The following is a 24,581-nucleotide window of genomic DNA, read 5'->3' as shown; positions in this document are numbered from 1 at the left end:
ACCAGCCACCAGCCACCGGCCACCGGCCACCGACACACGCGTACACGGGCCACCACGGTCACTTCCACCCAACCCACCCCGCCCCCATCATCGCGGCCGATCCGCCAACGCCCCCAACAACTCCGGCGCGATCCGATCAAGCAACTGCTCCACCTGCGGATGCGGCCCCCAGTCGGCGACCAGCCGGCTCAGCGCCTCGCGCGAGCTACGCAACAGCCGCAACGCCGCTTCCTCCCCCCGCCCGGTCAGCCGCAGCATCTCCCCGTCCTCCGACCGCTCCAGGAACCCGTCGTCCACAAGCTGGTCGGCGTACGGCCTGCCCTGCTCCCTGCTGACCCGCGCCCGCTCCGCCAGAGCCGCCGCCGACACCCAGCCCTTGCCGCCCAGCCGAGCGATGATCCACACCCCCTCCGGCCGCATGCCCTCCAGCCCGGCCAGATCCCCCATCTTCGCGTAGTAACCCCGCCGCAAATCGGCGTCGGCGAGCCGTACCAGCCCCCGCTCCACCTCCTCCAGCGACGAACGCTCGGCGGACGTCGCGCCCAGCCCCTCACCCAGATCGGCCGCCTTGGTCGTCTCCCTGAGCCGATGCTCCGGAATGAACCAGGAGAGCAGGAACGCCACCAGCATCACCGGCGCCGCCACCCGGAACACCATCGCGATCGAGTCGGCGTACACATGCAGGAAGTCGGCCGCGAGCCCGGCGGGCAGCCGCTGGATCGCGGTGGGATCCTGCTGGATAGCAGCCGGATCGAACCCCGGCGGCAACGACGTCCTGGCGAGCACCTCACGCACGTCCTCGGCGAGCCGCCCGGTGAACACCGCCCCGAGCGCCGCCACCCCGAACGAGCCCCCGATCGACCGGAAGAACGTGGCCCCCGACGTGGCCACCCCCAGATCCTTGAACGCGACCGCGTTCTGCACCACGATCACCAGCACCTGCATGGTCATCCCGATGCCCACGCCGAGAACCAGCAGGTAGGCCGAGAGCATGAGCAGACCGCTCGCCTCGTCGAGCGACGAGAGCAGGAACATGCCGACGGTCGCGATCCCCGTCCCCGCGATCGGCAGGAAACGGTACTTGCCGGTCTTCGAGATGACGAACCCACTCACGATCGACATCGTCAGCGTGCCCGCCATCATCGGCAGCAGGTAAACCCCCGACAGCGTGGCACTCACCCCATGCACCACCTGCAGATAGAGAGGCAGGTACGTGAGCGCGCCGAACATCCCGAACCCGACCACGAACCCCACGACTGACGAGGCCGCGAACGCCCGGTTCTTGAACAGCCCGAGCGGCAGCACCGGCTCGCGCGCCCGGCGCTCGGCCCACACCCAACCCCCCAGCAGCACAATCGCCGCCACCGCCAGCCCGACGATCACCGGACTCGCCCACGGGTAGACGGTGCCGCCCCAGGTGGCGATCAGCACCAGGCACGAGGTCGCGCCGCCGAGCAGCACCACGCCCGCGTAGTCGATGGTGTGACGCGTACGACTGCGGTCGGCGGGCAGCACCGCCGCGATCACGACCAACGCGACCGCACCGAGCGGCAGGTTGACGTAGAACACCCAGTGCCACGACAACTGGTCCACGAACAGGCCGCCGAGCAGCGGCCCCACGATGCTCGACACGGCGAAGACGCCGCCGAAGAACCCCTGGTACTTACCCCGGTCACGGGCCGAGACCACGTCGCCCACGATGGCCTGGGCCAGCACCATCAACCCGCCGCCGCCCAGCCCCTGGAGGCCGCGGAAGGCGATGAGCTCGCCCATGCTCCGGCTGAGCCCGCACAGCGCCGAACCGGCCAGGAAGATGACGATGGCAGTGATGAACAGCCGCTTGCGCCCGTACTGGTCGCCGAGCTTGCCCCACAGCGGCGTCGACACGGTCGAGGCGAGGATATAGGCCGTCACCACCCACGACAGATGATCCAGCCCGCCCAGGTCGCCGACGATCGTGGGCAGCGCCGTGGACACGATGGTCTGGTCGAGCGCCGCCAGCAACATGCCGAGCATGAGCGCGACGATGATCAGCCCGAGGCCCCGTTGCCGCATGCGCCGATCATACGCTGCGTAATGCACCGCCAACCGCCCGTGGTCGCCACTTATCCACAGCCCCACCCCGGCCCGACCCCCTTATCCACAGAACCCGATTCGACGTCCTCAACCCCCTCCACCCGCCCGCTAATCTCAGCGCCATGGTCATTCGCGCAGACATCGGCGTCATCGGCGGCTCCGGCTTCTACTCCCTGCTCGACGAGGCGGAGGAGGTGGAGGTCTCCACCCCCTACGGCCCGCCCAGCGACGTCGTCACGGTCGGCCGCATCGGGTCGCGCCCGGTGGCCTTCATCCCCCGCCACGGCCGGGACCACCGGTTCCCGCCCCACCGCATCCCCTACCGCGCCAACCTGTGGGCGCTGCGCTCACTCGGCGTCCGTCAGGTGCTCGCCCCCAGCGCGGTCGGCTCGCTGAAGCCGGAGATCGGCCCCGGCGCCATCGTGGTCCCCGACCAGCTCGTCGACCGCACCTCCGGCCGCGTGCAGACCTATTACGATGCCGGCGGCGCCGTCCACGTCTCCTTCTCCGACCCTTACTGCCCGTCCGGCCGCGAGGTCGCGGTGGCCGCCGCCCGCGCCGGCGACTGGCCGACCTCCGACGGCGGCACACTCGTGGTCATCGAGGGCCCGCGGTTCTCGACCCGGGCCGAGTCCCAGTGGTTCCAGCGCAACGGCTGGACCATCGTCGGCATGACCGGCTTCCCCGAGGCCGTGCTCGCCCGCGAGCTGGCCCTCTGCTACACCTCGCTGTCGCTGGTGACCGACCACGACGCCGGCGTGGAGGCCGGCGAGGGCGTCACCCACGAAGAGGTCCTCGCGTTCTTCGCCCGCAACGTCGCCCGCATGCGCACCCTCGTCGCCGACACCGTCCAGGCCCTGCCACAGGAGCGCACGTGCTCCTGCGGATCGGCCCTCGACGGCATCAAGCTCCCGTTCGAGCTCCCGTGATCCGTCCCTGGCTGCGGCGGTTCGAGCGGCGCCGCAGCCTCATCGCCGCCGTCCTGGCCGCCCTCGGCGTCCTGTCCGGCTATCTCGCCCTGCGCCCGCCCACGGGCCCGCCGGTCCTGGTCGCCGCCCGCGACCTGTCCCCCGGCCCGCTCCGCCCCGGCGACCTGCGCACGGTGCCCATGCCCGACCCACCCGACGGCGCCCTCCGCACGGGCGCCACCGGCCGCGTCCTCGCCGCGCCCATGCGCCGCGGCGAGCCGCTCACCGACGCCCGTCTGCTCGACCAGGTGCGCCTGCCTCCCGGCATGGTCGCCACTCCTGTACGCATCTCCGACCCCGACGCGGTGGGCCTGATCTCCCCAGGCTCCCGCATCGGCGTCCTCGCCGCCGGCGACGCCCAGGCCGCCTCCCTCGTGGCCGACGACGTGACCGTGCTGACCATCCCGGCGGCCGAAGACGACCACGGCGCCCTCGTCGTATTGGCCACCACCATGCCCCAGGCGGAGACCCTGGCAGGCGCCCAGGCCTCGGGCCACCTGTCCATCACCATCAAACCGACCTAGACCACCGAGTCGATCTTGGGATCGTACTCCCAGTGCCACGGCTCGAACGGACTGCTGTAGGCCCAGTCCGGGTGATACCACCCGTACTTCTTCCCGTACTTCTCCAGCCAGTTGAACTCCGCCGACCGGAACCTCTCCACCCCGCCACACAGGTCCACGGCCAGCCCCAGCCCGTGGTTGCTCTTCCCCGGCACAGCCGCGAACCCCGGCCGCCGGTAGTAAATCGACTGCTGCTCCGAAAGATTCCGGTACGCGTCCGTCACGCACATGTGCCTGCCGAACTGCCTGCGGTAGGCCTCGTTCAGACTGACGAACGCGATCGCCGCGTCCGCCCGCAAGCTGTGCCCCCGCTGCTGCAACGGACAGAGCATGCTCGTCGGGATCAACCCGTTCGGGTATTCGTTGGCCGTGGCCGCCCGCAACGGATTACACCCGAGCGCCGCCTTCTCCACCTTGTCGATCTTGATGCCGAGCTTCACCAGCGCCTGGGTCAACGACTTGACGACCTTGTCGGACTTCTTCCGCAGCAGCTCGATCTCGGCCGCCATCTGCGCCTCGGCGAGCAGGTTCCCCGCCCGCAACTCCTGCGCGTACCCAGCCAGCCGCTGGGTGTGCAGGGTGAGCGTGCTCGTCTCCTCCACCGCGTACTGCCGCACGCTGACCATGTGGTTGACCTTAGCGAGCGCCCGCAGAGTGTCCCCGTCGGAGTCACCCGCCATGAACGACGCCACCCCGTCCGCGCCCACCGGCTGCTGGTAGAGCAACTCGGCAAGCCGCGACACCGGCTGCCGCACCTGGGCGAGCTGCCTCTCGGCCACCTCAAGGGCCTTCAGCTTCTCCTTGAGCTCCTTCTCGGCGGCGGCGAACTCAGTACGACGCTTCTCCAGCGCCTTGGTGGCGTCCTCAAGCTCCTGAGCGGAACGCTGCGCTTCCTTGCGCAGCTCGGTGAGATTCTTCGGATTCCCGGTCGCCGCAGCAGCTCCCGCACCGGCGCCACCGACAACGACTCCAACAGCGGGTTCAGCGACGTGCCGCCCGGCGGCCTGGGCCGACCCTGCCACCGACACGCTCGCCAAAGAGGTCATCGTCATGACAACCGCGATCAGACCTGCTGACCGAGGGGCTGGCACGTTCGACTCCTCCGCTTTGCAATCTCGTGACGCGGGTCCGGCACGCACGTTACTACAGCCCCCCGAGTGCCCGGACCGAACTCCAGAGAGCCGTTATGACACGAACGACGGTTTTGCCCCTCCATGACGACCACTGCCCTTGTCTGTCAGTACGCGCCCAACAGCCCCGCGGTTCTACGCCAACCAAGATTCCAACCACAGCAAGCCAGAACCGGACCCGGCACCCTCAGAAAGACCCGCCCCACCCGCCACCTGACCCAGCGAGCCTCCACGGATCACGACCAAGCCATCCCGGAGAAGCGAGACTCCCGCCCCCGATCCCCCTCAGCACGAACCAGCCGGGCTCCGGAGAACAGAACGAGCGAACTTCCGAGCAGAACGGACCGGGCGGGCTCCTGGGGCTCAGGACGCGGCACCGAGCCCCAGACACCCGCACCGGGAGTCAGTCACGGCGGGCCCCGGCCGCCACCTCCCGCTCATGCTCCCGGCACAACTCCCACAGCCACGTGTCCTCCCACTCCCCCGGACACGCCTCCGCCCCCGACGACGCCCCACCCCGCGACGCCTCCCCCACGGAGTCATCCGGCCCCTGAGTCCGCGACCGCCCCCGAGGCGCCACCACAGCCGTCACCACCGGCACCTCCTCCACCAACGGAGTAGGCATCACCTGCGCAGGCACCGGCGCAGCGAACGCCCGCACCGGATGCGCCGGCACAGGCACCACCACCGGCCCGAACACCACAGGCCTCTCCCCCACCCCCACGCCCCGCCGCCCCCCGGCCTCCTCGTACCGCTGGACCTCCCCCGCCAGCAGCCCCACAGCAAAGATCGCCGGCGCCACCAACGCCGCGAACAGCACCACCGGCCGCCGCCGCGCCTGCCTCCGTCGCCTCGCATCCACGGAAGGGACGCTATCCACGCCACCCCCACCCAAAGGTGATCACTTGCCAGGCCTTTACCGCAGCTCACACCACCCATAACCCACGGCCCCGCAAGTCCCGGAGCCCAGGTGGCACACGAACCGCCGGACTTTCGCTAGGCTTGGTCTGTCCGCCTCCGTAGCTCAGGGGATAGAGCACCGCTCTCCTAAAGCGGGTGCCGCAGGTTCGAATCCTGCCGGGGGCACTCATCTCCACCAAGCAATTTAGCCTCCGACCTGCGGTTTCTCAGCCGCAGGTCGTTTGCTTGCCAGCCTCCCGTAGGCCGCCGAAGGCATCCCTGTGCAGCCACAGGACTTCGGCCAGGGGACATACAGGGGATGATCTTGACGGCCCCAGTGCGGCCACAAGGAGACCCCACGACTGATAGAACACGCCAGCCACGGAGCCATAACGCTCCCGTAGCGGGCTCTCTGTGGCGTCACCACATGCGAGATCTCAGATCCCGCCAACATCGTCTTGACCTTTCGATCATTCCGAATACACGAAGGCAACTCTGGGTGCATCGTGTCTGTCAAGGACAACGATCGGAGGCAATGCAGTGGCGGGCGCTTGGTTTGCACTAGGAGGAGCCCTGGGTGGTGTCCTCATCAGCGGCGTAATCGCTCTGATCACGGCCGCCCTCAATCATCGTTGGCAAGCCGAAACTTCCGAGCGAAACTTCGACTGGGAACACTCAAGGCAGGTCCGCCAGGAGCGGCGCGAGACATACGCGCAGTACTGGTCAGCCTGGAATGCGCTGATGCGCGTCCTAGAAGGCGATCGCGACAACGTCCGATCAGCCGATCTGGCCATTGCCGAAGGTCTCTGGAGGCAAGCCCTAGACGCCATGTTCCTCATCTGTGGCAAAAAGGTACTAGAAGCAGGCATAGAGCACATCCGACTCACCGAAGCGCGCATTGCAGCACGCAGCACGAAAGCCGTTGACGGTGCCGGCAAGTCGCGCGCACTCAACCGAGCCATGCGAGAGGACATCCTTCACAGGACACGTAGCTCAGAATCCGGCTGAGTTGCAACACAGCCGCCTTCTTGTCAACGACAGGGCGGTACCCGAACGTTCGAGCGGCAGCCTCACCACGTGGTGGGTATGGCCGGACGCATCTCCCCGAGGGAACCGGGACCGACTGAGCGCCGTTGAGGCAGGAAGGTAATTGGTCCACTGCGCACGGCGGCTCGCACGTACGCCTCGTTTACGTCGCCGGCCCCGTCCTGCGGGTGTGGACTGCGGGTGTGGACTGCGAGGGCACCGCCGAGCACCCCCTGCTCTAGCATCCGCATACCGGCCAGGTCTCCGCGCCTTGGAGGAAGCGGTGGCTCCGGTCCAGCCCGAGTGACGTAAGGCGCTGCCGCCCAGGCTGGGTCCGTTCAAGCCGCTGGTCGATCAGATGCTACAGGTGGATCCTCATCCGTTTTCCAAGCAGCGGCAGTATCTATCAGCCAGGGTGCGTTAGGCGAACATAGCGTTCACGGCCCGGCTCACTTCCGCTTGGGGAACTTTTTCGCGTTGACGTTCTAAGGCGATCCACGCCTTGCCTTCCGCGGCCACCCCCTCCAGTACGTGCAGAGCGTTACCGAGACCGGCCGTGCCGAGAGTCAGCTGTGAGGCGTTCTGCGGATCCCTGTCCTCGGTCTCGGTGACATCCGTGGGCGGATCCGTCACCTTGACCTTGATCGGGTCACCGTTGGTCAGGGTCAGCTCGAAGGCGTTCTCTCCGTTGTCGGTCTCGGCCACCTGAACGGAGGTGAACGCGTCGTAGCGGTAATTGATGCGCGCCCGGCTGCGGGCGGTGGCCTCGCGAAAGTCGAGGTGCTGGGTCAATTGCCGCACACCGTCCTTGGTGAGCAGGAAGAGCAGGATCTTGTATTTCGAATATCGCCATGGCCCGTTTTCGATGCGTGCCCGGTCGTAGAAGGGCGTGGCGGGCGCCTCGATGAACGCGTGAGCGAGGACGTCCTGCCGTTTCAATCGGTAGAGATCCATCGCCTGCTCCATCAGCACCTTGCGGTCGCACTCGAGCCATCGGGCCATCTCGAGGTCGTCCGGTCTGTCGTCGAGTTTGCGCTTCCAACGGTCAAAAGCCGCCCGGCGGCCGGCCAGCAGCCGCTCCTTCTCTCTCTTGTCGGCCGAGTGGCGCCTGTACTCCGCGGCGATGCGCAGCCAGAGGCGGGCCGTCGACCAGACCGAGGCCAGAGCGACGATCGCGGCCAGCGACACGAACAGCGGTCTGACATGCGCTGCGCTCCAGACCAGGAAGCCGCCTGCCACGATCGCCGCGTCTTTCGCCTGACGTCGCTCCTTCATCCACCTCCACTCCACACCGCTGCGCACGCTCACGTAGCAGCTGGCCGTGAGAGTCAGTAGGGCAAACAGCGCCACTGTCTCGTTGTGCTGCCAGGCCGTGGCGCCGAGGAAGCCGACGGTCACCAGGGCCAGCGCGGTAGTCGCCATGGCCCCCGTCCAGGCGCCGGGTCCGACGAGGACGGGGTCCGTCGGCCGTACCCGTGCACCGATGGGCTCAGGTTGGAAGAACTTCCACGCCCGGCCCAGCCGGTTCAGCGCGTAGCGGTCGTGTCTGGCCGCCTCAAAGGCGCTCGCCCAGAGGGCGTCCTCGGCGGAGCTGTCCAGGAACATCTCCATGTGCTGGAGGAGGTCGTTACGCTGCTCGTCGGTCAGCTTCTGGAACTCCTGCTCCAGGCCGACAACCCGGCTCTCCTGCGGCCGGGACGTCAGGAGATGGTCGACCAGCTTGATCGCGTCAGCCCAGGCGTCGTCGTCCTTGACGGTACCGCGTACGCATCGCAACATGTCGATCTCGTTCGGCGGCAGCTGCTGCAGGGTCCGTCCGCTGAGCAGGGCCAGCAGCAGGTAGAAGCAGGAGCGGCCGTTGACGTAGTTGCGCACGACCACGGCCTCGCGGAGGTTCTCGCGCGCCTCCGGAGCCATTCCCGCGCGAAGGCAGTTCAGCCCCGCCTGGAAGATCTCCTCGGCCGAACGGGCAGCGGCGACCTGGTAGACGTTGACCGGCCCGTGGATGGCCTCCGCCTGGACGGCGACGTTCGCCGAGTCTTGGGCAACGTTGGTGGTACCAGAGGAGGAATCGTTCACAGGACGCTCCGGATGGCCGCGATCACGGCCGACACGTGCGCGGCCAGCTCCGCCACATCCGCCAGGAGCCCGCGGAGTCTCTTGAGCGCGACCATCGCTCTGCTCCTGCCCGTTTCGGTGCTCTCCGCAAGCGACTCGGCGGCGATGACGATCTCCTCCTCCGCCGCGGTAAAGGTGTCCTCATCCACCTCCTGGGCCTTGCGCGCCCTGGCAAGCTGGTCACGCAGCTCGGCGAGCCGGGTGATCGGGTCAACCGCCTGGCTCTGAGGAGGATGTCCGACAGTGACGTTGCCGTGGATGCGCCCCGACTGCACGCCCACCCGGGCGTTGTCTCGGGCGACGTTCTTCACGCTGTCGGACATGTTGCTCGCCTCTCTCGCCTTGCTCGGGGGACGGTTGTCGTGCTCCACGGCCAGTTCCTGGGCGAGGGCCACGGCGAAGGCGGCGGCATTGGCCACCGCCTTCGGCTGCCAGTTCAGACCGTCGGTCTCGATCTTGGTGCCGTCCGCGCGGTCGCTGATGCCGCGCACCACGGCCATGGGCAGCGATCTGTTGTGGTGGGCGGCCTGCGCCACGCCGGCAGCCTCCATCTCGATAGCGAGCGCGTCGTTGTAGGTGTGGCGCACCCATTGAGCGTGAGCGGAGATCGCGGAGTCCTGGACCACCTCACCGGCCGCGATCGGGCCGAAACGCACTTCGGGGACAGCCGCTCCCGCAGGCAGGTGACGGGCCCAGGCCCCGGTGCGGTAGAGGTGGCGGGCGATCTGGTCGGTCTCGTGATCAATCTCCCAGGCCCTCGGACGAGCTTTTAGACCATCGTCCTCGCTGGTGCCGCCGTGGTAGGCGTAGACGTGCGTGGCCACCACCACGTCGCCCAGGCCGACACCGGGCCACAGCGCCCCGGCAACCCCCACAAACAACAGCGCCGACGGCGAGAACTCGGCGATCGCCCGTTCGGTGATCACCGCGGACGGATGGTTGCCCTTGCCGACCAGGCCCAGAGCTACCCGGCGCCCGTCGCCGGCGAGGCGGCCGACCTCGAAGCGGGTACCGGCGGTGTGACGGTGCACGCGCGGGTCGCTCAGGTGCCTGCGGACGGCCTGATACTCCAGATCCAGCGCGGTGAGGATCACGATCATGACCCCCGACCTCCTAAGGCCGAGTCATCGGGGGGTTGAGGACATGGACCGGGCCCGCTCTGAAGAGCCGGGCGGGCCGTCCGTTCGGGGTCTTGCGCATCGGGCCGTCGGCGACGATGAAGCCGCGGGCGCCCTGTACCTTGCGGTAGAAGTTCCGGGGATCGAGGCGGACACCCCAGACCGCCTCGTACACCTGCTGGAGCTCCGAGATGGTGAAGGACTCGGCGCAGAAAGCAGTGGCCAGGGCGGTGTGCTCCAGCTTGACACGCGCGCGCTCGACTCCGTCGATGACGATGCGGCGATGGTCGAACGCCAGCTGCGCGTCTGGAGCCAGGGCGTCGTCCACCGGGGTCCAGGAGGCGTCCGCGGCATCGGTGCCGGCGACCGGTTCCGGAAGCCTGGGTGCGATGGCCAGGTAGGCGACGGACACGACGCGACCGCGCGGGTCGCGGCCCGGCTCGCCGTACACGGCCAACGGCTCCAGGTGCACGTCGGACAGGCCCGCCTCTTCCAGCAGTTCTCGCCGCGCCGCCGCCCCGAGGTCCTCGTGCTCGTCGTGCAGGAAGCCACCCGGTAGGGCGAGGGCTCCGAGGAACGGGTCGATGCCACGTTTCACAAGCAGGACGTGCAAGCGCGCATCACGCAAGGTCAGGATCACCAGATCGACCGCGAGCAGGATGCGCGGCGGCTGCCATGGGTCGTTGGGCATGAGCACACCATAAGTTTTTGTCAGATCGACAGGAACCCTTTCCAGGCATGGACAGTAATGTCTAGCGCTGAGGTGTAGTGTCGGACTCGCTATGAGCTTCAGGCACCGCAGGTGTCCCCGCACGCACGGCGGTTGCGGCCAAACGCATTGTCGATATATCCGGTTCCCCACCCGTACGAGTACTTCGACGCACCGGATCGAGCAGCGGCCCACGGCGGAACGGGTCGACCAGATCGGAGGTCGTCCAGGAACACCCGCACCAACGAGACCAGGTCAGCTCCCACCGCGAGCAGCCGCTCCCCGTATACCGTCCTCGTCAACAGGCATCGGAGTCGGCACGGCAACGCCGGATTGGCGATCGACACAGCCGGCCAGTCACCAGAAATGCGATGGAACAAGGGCTGTACCGGATCGGCGAACACGAGATGCAGGTCAGCCACCCCCTGTCCGCCCAGCGCCCACGACGCATGAGCTCGACAGGTTCGATGCCCCCAAGTATCAGCACAATCGGTGGTTCAAGTAGTCGCGGCCGGTCCGATACGTGTGGATGTATCGCCGACATGGCAACCGAGCGGTCCATCCGCGCCGTCAGAACCTGGACCGGCTGCGGTCACCGCAGCTCGTTACGCACCGTCTGGATGAAGTCCCACCATTCTCCAACCCGCCCGCCCGTGTAGCCATGGCGCTTCAAGATCAGCTGTAGCGTCTTCTTCAACGGATGGGGTGACTGCATGATCGCCTCGTTCCGAAGCGCCAAGCGAGTCAGCTGCCCCTCTGTAGGCGGCTGGTTGCTCTTCTGCCCGTTGCAGGCTCCGTGGGCCGGGGCGAGGTTCCAGATGGCGTCCAAGTCGATGGCAGAGCCACGCAGGAGCCGTTTGAACGAGTACGGGAAGACGTGGTCGACGGCGATCGCGTCGACGCCGGCGATGAGCGGTTCGGCACAGATGATGCAGCGGCCATGCTGGAAGCCGATGACGGCATCGGTGACTCCCGCGACCGAACGTCGCCGCGCCTTGTCAGTAATGCGAAACGTCTCGAGGTCGACCTCGATGCCCTCCTCGATCAGGCTCCGTCCCACGCCGGCGGCGAATGACGTCTCGACGATGCTCCACCTCGCCACCAACTCCGTCTGGAGGTTCTCCCGCTGCTCAGACAGCGCGACTGCACGCAGGTGTTCGGTCAGCCTGACCACCCGCTTCTGGCCAGCGCCGGTCACTTCGTAGAAGCGGTGCGGCACCTCAGACGCGCCACTGCCCCGCAGGTTGTGAAACTTCTGCATCACCATTGCGGGCATCGACTTCATCGCAGCCGCGAGCAGTTTCTCGGTCGGAGAACCCTGCCGCACGGATTCCGCGGCTTCCTGCTGGGCCACGGTCAGGAAGTCCAGTTCGCCGGCGGCGGTCTTCGATGACGCTTGCGGCGCATGGGCCAGGTGCTCGACCAGGCTCATCGCGTACGGCTCGGCCAACTCGCTGAGCAGGATGTCGGTACGTCCCTCACCAGCGGCGCCCAGCAACGCCTCCCCCACCGCGAACTTGTACGTACGCACGTTGACGCCCATGAGCACCGCCAGCCGCCAGGAGGAGCGGGCAGTCGGCTCTTCGCGAAAGAACTCCACACTCATCAGCACATGCCAGCGTTGATCACGATCTCGACCGGTTAAGGGTAGTTCGCGATCAGAAGGATGTCACTGAAGGTCAGTAGGCTCAGCTTCTCTGCCGTACTGACTTTGGAGGACCCTGGGACATGGGGAAACTGGTGCGAGACAAAATTCCGGACATCATTCGCCAGGGCGGCAGGGAACCGGCCGTCACGGTGCTCCCCCAGGGCGCGTACCGGGATGCCCTGGTGGCCAAGTTGTTCGAGGAGTCCACCGAGCTCGGGCAGGCGTCTCCCGGCGAGGTGCCCGGTGAGATAGCTGATGTGTATGAGGTCCTTCGCGCTCTAGCCGCGGTCCACGGGCACGACTGGGCCACGATCGAAGAGGTGGCCGCGGCCAAACGCGAAGAGCGCGGAGCCTTCCGCGAACGCCTCTACCTCGCGTGAACGCACCCCGTCCACGCGAACACAGCTGTCCTATGTCCGATTCGACCACAACCGACCAGAGCTCTCAGACGCTGATCGGAAGGCTCCGCGCCAGCGCACGAGCGGAGGCGCGGACGCCGCTCAAGTAGGAGTGGAAGGCGTGGTGACGGTTCTGATCTAGGTTGAGGGGCACGTCCAGCCGAGCGATCAGCTCGGATTCGCCCTCCCAAGGCGCATCATGCTCGATCCAGCACACACGAGCGTACTCGGCCATCCAGTCCGTCAGTTCCTTTTCGCCGGCCTGGCCGAAGGTGAGCCGCTTGCCGCCGCCTACCCGGCGGAGTTCGAGCCCGAGCAGGCAGCCAAGAGTGAGCCGCAGGGTAGATCCTTCGGCGTTGCCCCGGAAGTGATAGCGGACCCTGCTACGGAGGTTCTGCTTGCTGGCCCGGGTCGCCATGCGGCGCGGCGCGATCCCCACATAGAGGAGACGGTCGGCGGCCAAGCTGGGATGCGGTGGCTGAGTGAAGTACCACCCATAGATGCCTGCGGCAGCCGGCACCGGCCCCGGACGGCCGAGAACTTCCGCCGCCTCCCACAGCTTGGTCGGCTTGAGCAGTTCGGCAGCATTCACCCTTGCCTCCCACGCCGGTCGGTATAAGGAAGCTAGAGCACGCCACCGACAAACGCGCAGCCTAGGCCCGCTGCTCCAGCAGTTCTGCGAGGAACGCCTGCGTCGCCGGGTCGACTGAGTACAGAGCGGTGCCCATCATGCCGCGCGTGAGCAGCACCTTGTAAGTGTTGCGGATCAGGCGGTCCGCCTGCTCGTCGCTAACTCCTTTCTTCATCAGAGCCGGGTCCTTGCTGGCACTCCGGACGGTGATCAGTTTCCCGTCCCGACACACCAGGTCCGGCCCGAAGATCACTCCGTTCCAGTCGTACTCGAAGCCCTGGGCGGTGTAGACGCAACCCACCTGCTCGAACCCGCCATCTGCGGTGGCCCACAGGGCACTGGCCGGAGCGTTCCCCACGGCCCTGTCACCCTTGACGTTCCACGGCCGTGCCCAGTCGCCGACCCGTACGTCCGCGACCAGGGCGTCATCCACCGGGGCGCTCCAAGGCCAGCAGAACCCAGCCGTCATCCGCGCTGAGAACTCCGCTTCCAGCTTGCTCCTCAGCAGGGCATCCAACTCGTAGGGCGACTCGGTGAGGCAAACGGCGAAGTGGTCGTCACCCGTCCACGGCTCCGGAGCACGACCGTCCAGGCCCAGCAGCCGCAGGACCCATTCCTCGTACTTGCGGCTCCCCCCGCAACGGAACTGCGCGTCCAGGTCGACCTGGTGGACGGCCAGACCGAGCGATTCGGCGTAGGCCATGATGTCGGCGACCCGTCCCACCTCGCCCGGCCGTACCACCTGATGTTCGTCCAGCAGGAACACCGGCACCCGTGCCGCGGCGATCAGCTCGTCCAGCTGTGGCCGGCCCGTCCGCTGTGCCGACTTGGTGAACCTGTTCTCCGAGGTCTCGCGGATGCGGTGGGCCTCGTCGCAGATCAGCACGTCCAGTTCGTTCGGCTTCGCGGTCATGAAGTTGTTGAAGTACTTGAACATCCCCTTCAACCGGGTCGAGCCCTTGGCGACGACTCGCCTCATCGTCTCGGTGAAGGAGCGTGAGCCGGTGGCGTGCAGCGCCGAGTATCCCCGGTCGGAGAGCTCACCGAGCAGGGACAGTGCGATGACGCTCTTGCCGGAACCCGGGCCGCCGGTGATGATCACGGCCTGTTTCGAGTTGCCGGCCCGCGCCTTCTCAACCGCGTGCAGCACCATCTCGTAGGCCAAGCGCTGTTCGGCCAGCAGGACGAACTGGTCACGCTTCTTGATCTCGCCGGCGGCGACCTTCAACAATTGCTTGGACGGGCGGATGGCGCTGGACAGCAGGCGATCGGCCGCCGCGGCTCCGGGCTCGGGCGCGAACTGAGCCTTGAGGTAGTCGACGAACTGGCCGCGGCGCGTCTTGCTGAAGAGCCGGGTGCGCTCGTCCTCGACGTGGTCGTAGAGATCGTGAATGTCAGGGTCGCTGGCGTTGTGCAGATACGCCACTCCACGCACCGCGTTCTTGTGCTGCTCCAGAGCTCCGACGAAGTCGGCGAGGTATTCGCAGTAGCCCCGTACCTGCACGACCGGGTGAAGCTTGGGTCGATCCCCCATGCCCGGCACCAGAACCAGCTCGGCGTCGTCCTCATACAGCTCAGCCTGGCTCCACTGCTTCAGCTCCACGATCAGATAGGAGTCGGCACCCGTCCGGCGGTCGCGTCCAGCGAGGATGACGTCGGCCCGCTTGCTGGTTAACGGGAGCTGGTACTCGATGAGCATCTCCACCCCACCGAGGCCGGCCTCGACCAGGTCCCGGGCCAGAATCGGGATGCTCCGGTCCCAGGACTTGCGTTCGCTCCTGCCCGGATTGATGCCTTGCGTAGCGCGCAGGTAGTCGGCGATCACGTCGCTGAGGACGCGCTCGGGCACCGACTCGGATACCAGCTGGACCAGGCTTTCCGCCGAGTGCCGGAAGACGGCCACGGATCTACCCCCAGGCAGCACGAAGAACTCGTGCGGTATGGGGGCATGTCCGCCATCAGAGCGGAAGCCCGTCGGGCCGCATCACCAATACGCCAGAAGGTTACCTGGATCTTCGTCGCCGCGCTGGGTCGTGAAGTTCGCTGAACAGCACCGCTTGGCTTCCGATGCGGACCCCGCCTTGCCGAGGCCGGTTGGATGATGTGCGACAACCTCATCGCCACATTCGAAGGCGCTCAAGTTGCGGGATTCCGCAGGATCTGGAGTGGCCGAGGGAGGTGGCCGGCGCACGAACTCGAGCCGATCGCGGCGCGGTGGACATAACCGAGGCCGTTGCCATCATCTCTACTTGTACGCACGGCTTTCGCTTCTTGGGTCAACCTCATTGGGAGGAATCACAAGAAAGTTGGTTAACGAGGCAATTGGCCCGTACGGGGTTATCGTCGGTTGGGGCCCTTGACAGCTGCACGAGGAGATCGGCATGCCTGGTCCTGATCGCGAGGCAATGCAGGCAGCGTTGGCACGCATCCAGAAGCTGTCCGACGACAACTGGTGGGCCTTGCATGCCTCCTGTCAGCTCATGGAAGCCGACGCATGGGTGGGCCCGGCCGGTAACCGCTTCGACCAGTCGGTGCACAGCTACCAGCGGGAACTGCACGCGATGCTCACTCAGGCCGTCGCCATGGCCAGGGACGAACTGGCGAGGGCGAAATGAGCTTCAGCGGAGTCAAGTTGCCAGAGTTCGACACACTTGTCACCCGCCACACGGCAGCCGCCACCCAAATGGAAGAGCTGGCTTCCCGCTTATATCGAGAGCTCACCAGCGCCGGGCTCGACACCACTCCCGCGGAGCGGATCAGGAAACTCGCGGCGCAGGTTGAGCAGGAAGCCGAAGACCTTCGCAAACGCCAACGCATCGTCCGTGAGATGGAGCGACACAAGATCGCCTTTGGAGCGTCCGTAGCGACAGGATCCATCATCACAGTGCCGGACTCACTCCCAGAGGCTCAAGGGCTGCTCGATGGAACGCTCGCGGCCAAGGCGGCCAAGGCCGCGGCTGCCGGAGACAAGAATGCGTTGAAACAACTGCAGGCGTACGCATCGAGGGCGCGAGACCCATCCTTCGTGAAAGCATTCCTTCGCCAGCTCGGCGCCAAAGGGATAACGGAGCTGCCGGCCACGATCGCCGCTCAACTGCGTGCCGACGCCGCAGCAGGAAACGCGGGTGCGACGTCCAAGGAAGCTCGGGAGGCGATGCGATTACTGGCCACAGCGCTGGCCAAGGGCACCGATCCCAACGATCCCGCCTACATGGGCGATGCCTTCCTCGACGACCTGGTCAAGCACGGACGCAGCGAGTTCAAGGTGAACGGCACCTCCTACTTCGGCTACCAGGCTCAAGCGCTGATCTGGCGAGCGAGTGAGGGGAAGCCGCCGTTCTCGGAGAAATCCATGCAGGTGGTCGGACGAGACGCCATCGTCTTCGAGAAGGAGAAGTTCGAGGACCGTTGGAAAGCGTCCAAGGACGCCATCGGCAGCGCTCTGGGCAGCCGGCAGGTGCCCATGGCGGACCTGGCCACCGTGCTCGGCGTCACCGAATGGATGATCCCCGGAACTCCATCGATCGGCCCCGCGAAGCAGCCCGTCAACCAGTCGCCGCACCGGATCGGCTCGGCGGTCATCGATGATCTGTTCCACGCGGCGTCGAGCGACCGGAAGGCCGCCCAGGCGCTGCTGAATCACACGCCGGCCGGGTGGAAGCAGTCGGTGCTGTCGTACATGCTGACCGACCGCCTCCCCGCGTTCCAGTTCCACGGCAACACCGAACCGTTCGCAGAGGCGCTGCGGAAGGCGATGACCGGGAAGGACCCGGTCTCCCTGGCCTTGACCACAGAGGCACTGAACACCCTCAAGGTGCATGCCGGAAAGGTGTTCCTGCCTGGTGACGACGATCGGCTCTCCATTGCCGACCGTAAGCTGTACGACCAACTGGGTTTTCTCAGACAACCTATGGGCAGCGCCCTGGCCGCGCATATCGACCAGGTGTACGGCACCTACATAACCAAGTCCGGCGGATTCGACGGGTTGGATAAGGCTGACATGGATCGGCTGCTGGTGCTGGTCAGCAGCGACAGAGACGCCGCCGTCGAGCTCCAGGCGGCCGAAGCGGCACGCGTGGTTGAGCGAGTCAACGCTCATTACCCGACAAGTGACGAGAAAGGCATCAAGGAACAGCTCATCCCCGAAGCCAAAGTCTTCGGCCACCTGGTGGAGGCGCGCAGGCTGGCTTTGCTCGCCAACGCATGGAGCGAAGAGCAAACGAAGAAGGATGTGAAAAATACGCTGAACGCCGCGTTTGGCCTGCTTACCTCACCCGTCGGGAGCCTGGGCACGAAAGTAGCAGGCGAACTCGGCGGGCTGGCCGGTGGAAAAGGTGCCGAGTTCACATTCGACCAGCTCTCGTCGTACATCGCCAATCGCATGATCCAGACGAGTGTCACCTCCGGCGAGGCCCTGAGTACCGCGTCGAATCAGAATGAGATGGTCAACTGGCTAATGCAAAGCGCTGTCATCAGCGCCAAGATCGCTACCGGCGATTGGCCAGAAGAGGCCATGAAGGACGCCAAGGGCTCCAGCTACGTTACCGACGACGATCCACCCAAGCTCAGGCCCATGCATGAGATCATCGCGAACCCCAAGACCTTCGACGACTTCATGGAATGGGCACGTCGGCATTCCACCATCGAAAGCACCTCCAACGAGTTGGCGAACACCGTGCACACAGCCCGTGACAATACGCATGACAACCTCAACATCACCGGATACTGACATGCCGTTTCGAGTTACCCGACAGTCCCGCAGCGCCGTCGCTGGCCTGACACTGCTACTCGTACTGGCCGCCGGCTGCACCAATGCCACTTCAGCGCCATCGCCCAGTCCAGAGGCCGAAACTTCGATCAGCCCTGTCGTCGACTCCCCACCCTACTGGTGCGACTTCCTCCCTCAGCAGGCAGTCCAGGCCATCACCGGCCTTACTGTGACGATAGAGGAGCGCAAGACTGGCGTGCCCACGACTCATGGACAGTGTGCGCTTCGTAATGATTATGACCGTCTCTCTCTCGTGTGGTCGGTAAGAGATGGTGACAGTGTCTTGGGCATCGCACGCGAGAACTTCGGCAAGCATCAACTGGCTGCGCTTCCGAAAGATCTTGGCAACGGGCTCATTGCTTATACCGCTCGATTGCCGCGGACCAGGCCGTACTACACGATGATGTTGTTTCAATGTGGGGACGAGCGACCGTGGATCAGTGTTGATTTGTCCGAAGTGAGGAAGGGGCGTGACCCCGTGAGTGACTTGACACAATTGCTCACCATTGCTCGTAAACGCTACGGCGAGCTCCACAAATGCACTCCTGAGCCGGCCTAACCAGGTGGAAGCGAACCGGCGTCCGGTGTAAAACCGATCGAGACGGCGACCCTCATGATGAGACCGAGGCTGTGCAACGCCGTTGAACCCTCGTCTACCCGGGACGGGACACCACATTGCGACTCACATACGTACAGGGCTGACCGTGCCGATCTTCCAAGAAGGCGCAGCCCGTTCAGTCGTGGCGCACGACCGCTCGCTCGACCTGTTCGCCAACCGCTTCGAGCTGACCCGCCACGTCGTCATCCTCATCAACGAGGACCCACCTCCAGAGCGGATCCTCTACCTGCACGGTCTCGGCGGCAACGGCAAGTCGCTACTCCTCCGCCACCTGGAGAAACGCGCCTGCCTCCGTACGGACCGATGGCCGGACATCCACGACACCCCCGACACCGAACTGCTCGACCGCCTGACCGAGCACGGCCACCAGGTGCCGGTGGCCAGGATCGACTTCGGCGCCCGGCCAGCGGGCGAGAACCGGCCGCAGGAGGCGTTCTCGGCGCTGTTCATGCTCAAACGCCAACTCGCCTACCACCGCATCCCCGAGCTGTTCCCCCGCAGCGAGGTCGATCGATGAGGCGCGCCCAGGCCGCCCCCCGTCGATCAGTCTGGACCAGGTCGAGCGGGTGGTGGTAGCCACGCTGGAGGAGACACCGGCCGGCGCCACGCACTGGACCCGCGCCTCGATGGCGCGGCGCAGCGGACTGTCAGAGTCGACCATCGGCCGGATCTGGCGGGCCTTCGACCTTAAGCCGCACCGCACGACAACGTTCAAACTGTCGACCGATCCGCTGTTCGTAGAGAAGGTCGTCGACGTAGTGGGCCTCTATCACGACCCGCCGGAACGCGCGGTGGTGCTGTGCGCCGATGAGAAGTCGCAGATCCAGGCGCTGGATCGGTCGCAGCCGGTGCTGCCGATGATGCGGGGCATGCCTGAACGGCGCCCCCACGACTACGTTCGTCATGGCATCACCAGCCTGTTCGCCGCCTTCAACATCGCCGACGGAAGCGTCATCGGCGAACTGCACCGCCAGCATCGCGCTGCCGAGTTCAAGAAGTTCCTCGTCACTATCGATAAGACGGTGCCGGCTGAGCTGGACATCCACCTGATCTGCGACAACTACGGCACCCACAAGACACCGGCGATCAGGGCGTGGCTGGCCCGGCACCCCCGCTTCCACATGCACTTCACCCCGACCGGCTCCTCCTGGATCAACCAGGTCGAGCGCTGGTTCGGCTACCTGACCGACCAGCTCATCCGCCGAGGAGTGCACAAGAGCGTCCAAGCGCTGGAGCACGACATCCGCGCCTGGATGGATCGCTGGAACGCCGATCCCAAGCCCTTCGTCTGGACCAAGACCGCCGAGGAGATCCTCGAATCCCTCGCCAAATATTGCCGACGAATTTCAGGCGGATGACACTAGCAGGTACCGGCCGGCCAGGCTGACCAAACCGGAGTTGGTCACCGTCCGCTCCACCTCCACCACCGCGTCGTTCTCCGCCCGCGGCAGCGGCGACGGCCCCGCCGACCGGCCGCCGCCGGCGAACAACCGGGCCAGATCACGGGTCGACAGATGCGAGCGCAGGCTCTTCAACCGCACCCCGCCCACCAGCAGATGGATCACATTCACATCCGCCCAGAACGTGATCACCTGACCGGCGCGGGCCGGACCCAGCCAGAACTGCTTACCCGTCACCCCCAGATTGCCGCTGGCCTGCACCACCCGCTCGAACTCGACCGGCCCACCCGACCAGGACGCCGCCGTCCCCGTCGACCGCCTGGCCGCCGGCATGTCCTCGTCGCTGCTCTTTGGCTTGGGCGTTGCAGCAGCAGCGTCGGCAGCAGGAGCCGGATCCGGCGCGGCGGTCAGGATCGCCGGCAGACGCAGCGGCAGCAGCTCCCGCTCCGCAGCACCCACCGGACGGAACCGGTCAGCGGGGACCGCCATGTCCAGGCTCTGATGCGGCCGGGCGGTGTTGTCATGCTCCACCCACGCATCCAGCTCTGCCTGGAAGGCGGCCAGGTCCTCGAACGGGCCGGCGTCCTGCAGCAGCTCACGGCGCAGGCTCTGGTGGAAGCGCTCCACTTTGCCCGTCGTCGTCGGTGAACGCGGCTGGGTCAGCCGATGCACGATGGCGTTGTCCCGGCAGATCCGGTCGAACAACACCTCACCGCCATGACCGAACCGCGCGGTGAACTGCTTGCCGTTGTCCGTCAGCACCTCACCCGGCGCCCCGAACGCCCGCAACGCCTCGGTGAAGGCGAGGCAGACGGCCCGGCCGGTGGCCCGCACCACCGCCTTGGCGATCACACAGAACCGCGAGTGGTCATCCACCCCGGTGATCACCTTGACCTCGCGCCCATCGGCCAAAAGCACCCCGCCGACGATGTCCAGCTGCCATAACTCCATCGGTGCCTCCCGCTGCCAGCGCCGATACACCTTCTTGCGCCGCCCCGCACCGGGCTCGATCAGGCCGTGACGCACCAGCGCCCGATACACCCCCATCCGCGACGGCGGCGGATCGACACCCTGTCGCCCCGCCTCATGCGCCAGCCGGACCGGTCCCCACCGCGGATGCCGGCGCCGCAGCTCACACACCAGCACCTCCACCTCAGCCGGCATCTGCGACGGAGACGAATGCGGGCGCCGCGACCGGTCCACCAGGCCGCCGAGCCCGGACTCCCGGTAACGCGACACGCAGCCCGACAACGTCTGCCGCGCCACCCCGACCTCGCGGGCGACCTCGGTCACCGAACCACCGACCAGCACCGCCAGCACAGCCCGATACCGCTGCTCCACCACGGACATATCCACCAGGGCCAATCCCGGCCTCCTGACGCACGACGCCGCAACGACGCACGCCAGACTGGCCGATAACGGCACCTGTCACCCATGTCCTGGGACTCACCCGTCAAGCATGTCCCGGGACAGCACAGCAGGGCTCAAGATCACTCGATGAGTACTTTCTTCACGTCTTCAAGGGCCGAGCCGCCTGCGGCGTCTCGGCCGCGCGTGGGCGGCAAGCTGGCCCGGCTGCGGCTCTTCGGCCGGTCCGGGCCAGCACCGCCCACGCGCACGTTGACCCCGGAGGCATAGGCCGCAGATCGGCAGCGATCAGAAATCCTCATAGTCCGCCCCAATTCGGCTTTCTCGTTGCATCTCCGCTGCTTCAACCGTGCGCCCAGCTCCAAGAACGTTGCGCCGAGGTTGGTCAGGGAGTTGGCGAGGTCGGGGCGGTAGCAGTTGGGGTAGGTGGTGGCCAACTCCCGGCGGATGGCCGTGGCCTCCTTGCTCGACCGGCAGGGTCTCGGCCTGCCGATCCCATTACACAATCGCTCAGTCCGGCCGTGACGATCGCTCACTTCGGTGCTCGACGTACGGGGCCGGGGCGATCGGCTGCCGCAGACCGGCTTCGCCGGCCCTTGCCACTGAGCATGAGGGCTGAGGTCGGTGCCTAAATTCTGGGCACGTCCAGGTAGCAACCCAAATAGCTATACGCTGGATTCCTGAAACCACAGGCACCCAGTTCGCGGCATGGGCTTGGAAATCCACTTCGGTCTTACAGCAAGATGTGAGGAAGGCTGGAGAGATACATATTGCAGGCTTGCATGGTGTGCGACCGTGACGATCGCCGACGTCGGCACTCCTCGTAGGGGGCTGGGGCGATCGGCTCAACAAGAAATCCTGGGTAGGCAGCCCTTCGAAAGGGTTGTCACCTCTCGGCTCGGCTGGTGCATGGCCCGCGATCGGATCGCCACTTTGGCAGCAAGCGTGCAGTACGCCGGCTCCGCCGGGACGAGGGCGTCCAGATCGGCATCAGGAAATCGCCCTCCGTTGAGGGCCGCAGTAATGAGTTCCCGGCTGCCGCAGCTATCCTTCGTGAAGGCTAACCGTCAAATGATGAGCTTCGTTGCAAACCGCTTGAATATGTCGGCCAGCGGCCTCCAATTTCCACCCAGAGGCCTCGCTAGAAGGTGCAGCGGTAGGACCAGGGCCAAGGCACCATTCTGGTGCAATTGGTGCTCTTCAGAGCTATAGGGGACCACGAAACGGACAGCATACTGTCAACACGCCGTCCGACAGCACTAGTGCTGCGCCATCAGTCGTCCTCAATACCAGGAATGATCGAGAAATAAGTAAGGTGACGAAGCGAGCGTCGGGTTCCTCGAATGTCCAGATCTCCTGTAGCCGCCACCCGGAGGCCCCGACTATGCGCGTTAACCGCAAGGTTGTAATCAGGTTCACTCAGCTCGACACGAACTCTTCGCGCTTGACCGGTGTCGTCGTCTACACCTTGTATGACAACCTCACCGCTGCCGTACTTACCTTCGCGAAATAGGCGAACGACCAACCCTATAACAGTAACGTTGGTTCTTGGCTGCTTGGTCCGGAGGAACTCGGCGGCCTCATGCAGAATCCGTTGTTGACCTGGAGTTATCCTGAACCTTCTAGGTTCCTTTGATCCAGATACTAAAGGTGATTGCGAGAACCGAATCTGATAGACGTCATGATCGGGGCCGCCGAGAGAGCCCAGTGCCTCTATTTCGGTCGCATTCAAGCCTAATTCCTTCTGTCGCCCGAAGGTCGATATGTGCCGCGCCCCTTCGGCAACCTCGTGTGCGAGACGTTGGGCTTTCTCGGCGGCAGCAAGCATCCTGTTTGCAACCCTACGGCCATACATGTGAAAGGGAACGCCGACCAGTGCCTCTTGTCCGCCAGCCGACTCGACCCTAATTCCGTCATCCTCATTCAGCAATGGGAGGGTTAAGGAGAGTATGAAACTTCCTGGTTGCGTAGATATGCGAGTCTCAGAGGCGTATGCCTCCGCTCGTTGAGGTCGCCGTGGCGGCAAGACCAGCTCGTTATTGTCGAGCGCTGAAGCTGAGGCGATAACATAATCACGCAGCGCTGATATCGCTGCATGCGCAACAAATAGTGGAGCTTCTCCTGAAGGAGCGTTGGGCGTAAGGCGAACAGAAACATTGTCCGCACCACCATAGCGCATATCTGTAGCTATTTCTTCTGGCAGGCGCTGCTCTACATACGCCAGCGTTCGGATAGCTTCGCCTATGCGGTCGGCATAGTCTCGGACTTCTTGGCTAGCTGGAAGAACAACTCGCATATCCGAATCTGTATCCGTGCGCTGGCGCCACAACGTAGTGCGCTCATCATCGTCTTCCAGAGTCCAGCCCGCGCTTCGAAGGTATTCGACGATCGCAGCCAACCGGGGGACCGTCATATTGGCTCCCTCCCCAGAAGTATTGCCCTGAATACTCACGTTAATTCCCACGCCTTTACGTCGGGCACTGGGGTGGACCTGCGCACGCCGTGAGCCTCTAGCATTCGATGCAGTCCCTCACGGTCCAGAGTGTTGACCGCGGGGAGGCGCACCACTTGGGTGCTGCTGTTTTTTGATGGTGGATGACCTTCCAAGGACACCCAAGCACCACGGCCGACGAGAAGCGTCCCATCAGCGCAGAGACGCACGTAGTCACCATCCGCAGGTACATGGATCACGGCGAGTATCCTCGGAACAGAATGATCATCACGTCTTAACATCTCGTATGTCTCAACATCCAAGTCGTAGCTGTAATCACCGTCATCGAGCTGACGAAGATCTATCGCGGTCTTGACCTGAACGAGGACTGCGGGGTTGTACGTACCCCGCACGAGACCTCGCAGAAACAGCTGAACGTCCGCTTTCTGTAGGTCTAGGGACGTGGGTCTTCCATGCAGGATGCCAGAACCCGCCGCAACCGCCTCGATCCACGCCTCACCGAAGTCCCCTTGGAGCACGTTCTGCTCGTGCTCTCGCGCTAAGACCATCGTGCCTCGCTTGGAATAGGCCAACCAGAGGAGTTGCCCGATCAACGATATAAGCAGATTGGCCACCATTGATCAAGATTCGGCAGCTTGTCCTCTTCGAGCATCAACCTCCACATACGCGACAATCCATTCCGTACATTG

General features: G+C 65.4%; 18 protein-coding genes, 1 tRNA gene and 2 pseudogenes. 9 read left to right on the top strand and 12 right to left on the bottom strand.

Annotation, left to right across the window (positions count from 1 at the left end; all coding sequences use genetic code 11):
* Nucleotides 1-87 precede the first annotated feature (87 nt).
* Nucleotides 88-2,055, bottom strand: coding sequence for a DHA2 family efflux MFS transporter permease subunit (locus ACGFI7_RS32935; RefSeq protein ID WP_393411470.1), 1,968 nt, complete (start codon nt 2,053-2,055; stop codon nt 88-90).
* Between the two features lie 143 nt (nt 2,056-2,198).
* Between ACGFI7_RS32935 and ACGFI7_RS32930 the strand changes: the two genes are divergently transcribed.
* Both ACGFI7_RS32930 and ACGFI7_RS32925 read left to right on the top strand, forming a co-directional pair.
* A complete protein-coding gene (locus tag ACGFI7_RS32930; RefSeq protein WP_393411468.1) occupies nt 2,199-3,005 on the top strand; it encodes an S-methyl-5'-thioadenosine phosphorylase in 807 nt (268 codons plus the stop codon).
* Nucleotides 3,002-3,568 (top strand): Flp pilus assembly protein CpaB, encoded by a 567-nt coding sequence (locus ACGFI7_RS32925; RefSeq protein WP_393411466.1) that lies wholly within the window; start codon nt 3,002-3,004, stop codon nt 3,566-3,568. The genes ACGFI7_RS32930 and ACGFI7_RS32925 overlap by 4 nt, the downstream gene beginning before the upstream one ends.
* On the opposite strand, the gene ACGFI7_RS32920 is transcribed toward ACGFI7_RS32925, so the two are convergent.
* Complete coding sequence (locus tag ACGFI7_RS32920) at nt 3,565-4,659, bottom strand: D-alanyl-D-alanine carboxypeptidase family protein (protein WP_393411464.1); 1,095 nt, start codon at nt 4,657-4,659, stop codon at nt 3,565-3,567. The genes ACGFI7_RS32925 and ACGFI7_RS32920 overlap by 4 nt on opposite strands.
* A gap of 1,091 nt (nt 4,660-5,750) precedes the next feature.
* Between ACGFI7_RS32920 and ACGFI7_RS32915 the strand changes: the two genes are divergently transcribed.
* Together ACGFI7_RS32915 and ACGFI7_RS32910 are read left to right on the top strand one after the other, a co-directional pair.
* A tRNA-Arg gene (locus ACGFI7_RS32915) sits at nt 5,751-5,823 on the top strand.
* Nucleotides 5,824-6,177: 354 nt separating this feature from the next.
* On the top strand, nt 6,178-6,645 hold the full coding sequence (locus tag ACGFI7_RS32910) for a hypothetical protein (RefSeq protein ID WP_393411462.1): 468 nt from the start codon (nt 6,178-6,180) through the stop codon (nt 6,643-6,645).
* A gap of 438 nt (nt 6,646-7,083) precedes the next feature.
* Here ACGFI7_RS32910 and ACGFI7_RS32905 read toward each other — a convergent pair whose 3' ends face one another.
* The 4 genes from ACGFI7_RS32905 to ACGFI7_RS32890 all read right to left on the bottom strand — a co-directional run bounded on the left by ACGFI7_RS32905 (nt 7,084) and on the right by ACGFI7_RS32890 (nt 12,214).
* The gene (locus ACGFI7_RS32905) at nt 7,084-8,742 is read right to left on the bottom strand and encodes a hypothetical protein (RefSeq protein ID WP_393411460.1); all 1,659 of its coding nucleotides are present in this window, start codon (nt 8,740-8,742) and stop codon (nt 7,084-7,086) included.
* Nucleotides 8,739-9,881, bottom strand: a complete 1,143-nt coding sequence (locus ACGFI7_RS32900) for a purine phosphorylase (RefSeq protein WP_393411458.1) — start codon at nt 9,879-9,881, stop codon at nt 8,739-8,741. The genes ACGFI7_RS32905 and ACGFI7_RS32900 overlap by 4 nt, the downstream gene beginning before the upstream one ends.
* 13 nt (nt 9,882-9,894) lie before the next feature.
* On the bottom strand, nt 9,895-10,590 hold the full coding sequence (locus tag ACGFI7_RS32895) for an NUDIX domain-containing protein (RefSeq protein ID WP_393411456.1): 696 nt from the start codon (nt 10,588-10,590) through the stop codon (nt 9,895-9,897).
* A gap of 610 nt (nt 10,591-11,200) precedes the next feature.
* Nucleotides 11,201-12,214, bottom strand: a complete 1,014-nt coding sequence (locus ACGFI7_RS32890; RefSeq protein ID WP_393411454.1) for an HNH endonuclease — start codon at nt 12,212-12,214, stop codon at nt 11,201-11,203.
* Between the two features lie 122 nt (nt 12,215-12,336).
* Here ACGFI7_RS32890 and ACGFI7_RS32885 point away from each other — a divergent pair, with 122 nt between their 5' ends.
* The gene (locus tag ACGFI7_RS32885) at nt 12,337-12,636 is read left to right on the top strand and encodes a hypothetical protein (RefSeq protein ID WP_393411452.1); all 300 of its coding nucleotides are present in this window, start codon (nt 12,337-12,339) and stop codon (nt 12,634-12,636) included.
* Between the two features lie 64 nt (nt 12,637-12,700).
* On the opposite strand, the gene ACGFI7_RS32880 is transcribed toward ACGFI7_RS32885, so the two are convergent.
* Both ACGFI7_RS32880 and ACGFI7_RS32875 read right to left on the bottom strand, forming a co-directional pair.
* Nucleotides 12,701-13,246 (bottom strand): GIY-YIG nuclease family protein, encoded by a 546-nt coding sequence (locus tag ACGFI7_RS32880; RefSeq protein ID WP_393411450.1) that lies wholly within the window; start codon nt 13,244-13,246, stop codon nt 12,701-12,703.
* 61 nt (nt 13,247-13,307) lie between these two features.
* On the bottom strand, nt 13,308-15,188 hold the full coding sequence (locus tag ACGFI7_RS32875) for a DNA/RNA helicase domain-containing protein (protein WP_393411447.1): 1,881 nt from the start codon (nt 15,186-15,188) through the stop codon (nt 13,308-13,310).
* Between the two features lie 478 nt (nt 15,189-15,666).
* Between ACGFI7_RS32875 and ACGFI7_RS32870 the strand changes: the two genes are divergently transcribed.
* From ACGFI7_RS32870 to ACGFI7_RS32855, 4 genes and pseudogenes are all read left to right on the top strand, one after another.
* A complete protein-coding gene (locus ACGFI7_RS32870) occupies nt 15,667-15,900 on the top strand; it encodes a hypothetical protein (protein WP_393411444.1) in 234 nt (77 codons plus the stop codon).
* Between the two features lie 17 nt (nt 15,901-15,917).
* Nucleotides 15,918-18,014, top strand: coding sequence for a hypothetical protein (locus ACGFI7_RS32865; protein WP_393411442.1), 2,097 nt, complete (start codon nt 15,918-15,920; stop codon nt 18,012-18,014).
* Between the two features lie 779 nt (nt 18,015-18,793).
* Entirely contained in the window at nt 18,794-19,189 is a 396-nt protein-coding gene (locus ACGFI7_RS32860; RefSeq protein ID WP_393411440.1) for a hypothetical protein, read from the top strand.
* Nucleotides 19,182-20,030 (top strand): annotated as a pseudogene (locus ACGFI7_RS32855) (IS630 family transposase); the annotation flags it as partial. The gene ACGFI7_RS32860 and the pseudogene ACGFI7_RS32855, both read left to right, overlap by 8 nt.
* 21 nt (nt 20,031-20,051) lie before the next feature.
* Here the strand turns inward: ACGFI7_RS32855 and ACGFI7_RS32850 are convergent.
* The 4 genes and pseudogenes from ACGFI7_RS32850 to ACGFI7_RS32835 all read right to left on the bottom strand — a co-directional run.
* Nucleotides 20,052-21,422 (bottom strand): annotated as a pseudogene (locus ACGFI7_RS32850) (IS481 family transposase); the annotation flags it as partial.
* Nucleotides 21,423-21,562: 140 nt separating this feature from the next.
* Nucleotides 21,563-21,877 carry a hypothetical protein gene (locus ACGFI7_RS32845; protein WP_393411438.1) on the bottom strand — a complete coding sequence of 105 codons (315 nt, stop codon included), beginning with the start codon at nt 21,875-21,877 and terminating at the stop codon, nt 21,563-21,565.
* 836 nt (nt 21,878-22,713) lie between these two features.
* Entirely contained in the window at nt 22,714-23,853 is a 1,140-nt protein-coding gene (locus tag ACGFI7_RS32840) for a hypothetical protein (protein ID WP_393411436.1), read from the bottom strand.
* Between the two features lie 35 nt (nt 23,854-23,888).
* Nucleotides 23,889-24,509 (bottom strand): DUF4365 domain-containing protein, encoded by a 621-nt coding sequence (locus ACGFI7_RS32835; RefSeq protein WP_393411434.1) that lies wholly within the window; start codon nt 24,507-24,509, stop codon nt 23,889-23,891.
* Between the last annotated feature and the right edge of the window lie 72 nt (nt 24,510-24,581).

Source organism: Nonomuraea sp. NPDC048826, from assembly GCF_043198225.1.
GTDB lineage: Bacteria > Actinomycetota > Actinomycetes > Streptosporangiales > Streptosporangiaceae > Nonomuraea.
The sequence above is the reverse complement of the archived record's forward strand: the minus strand, read 5'-3'. Positions and strand labels throughout refer to the sequence as shown.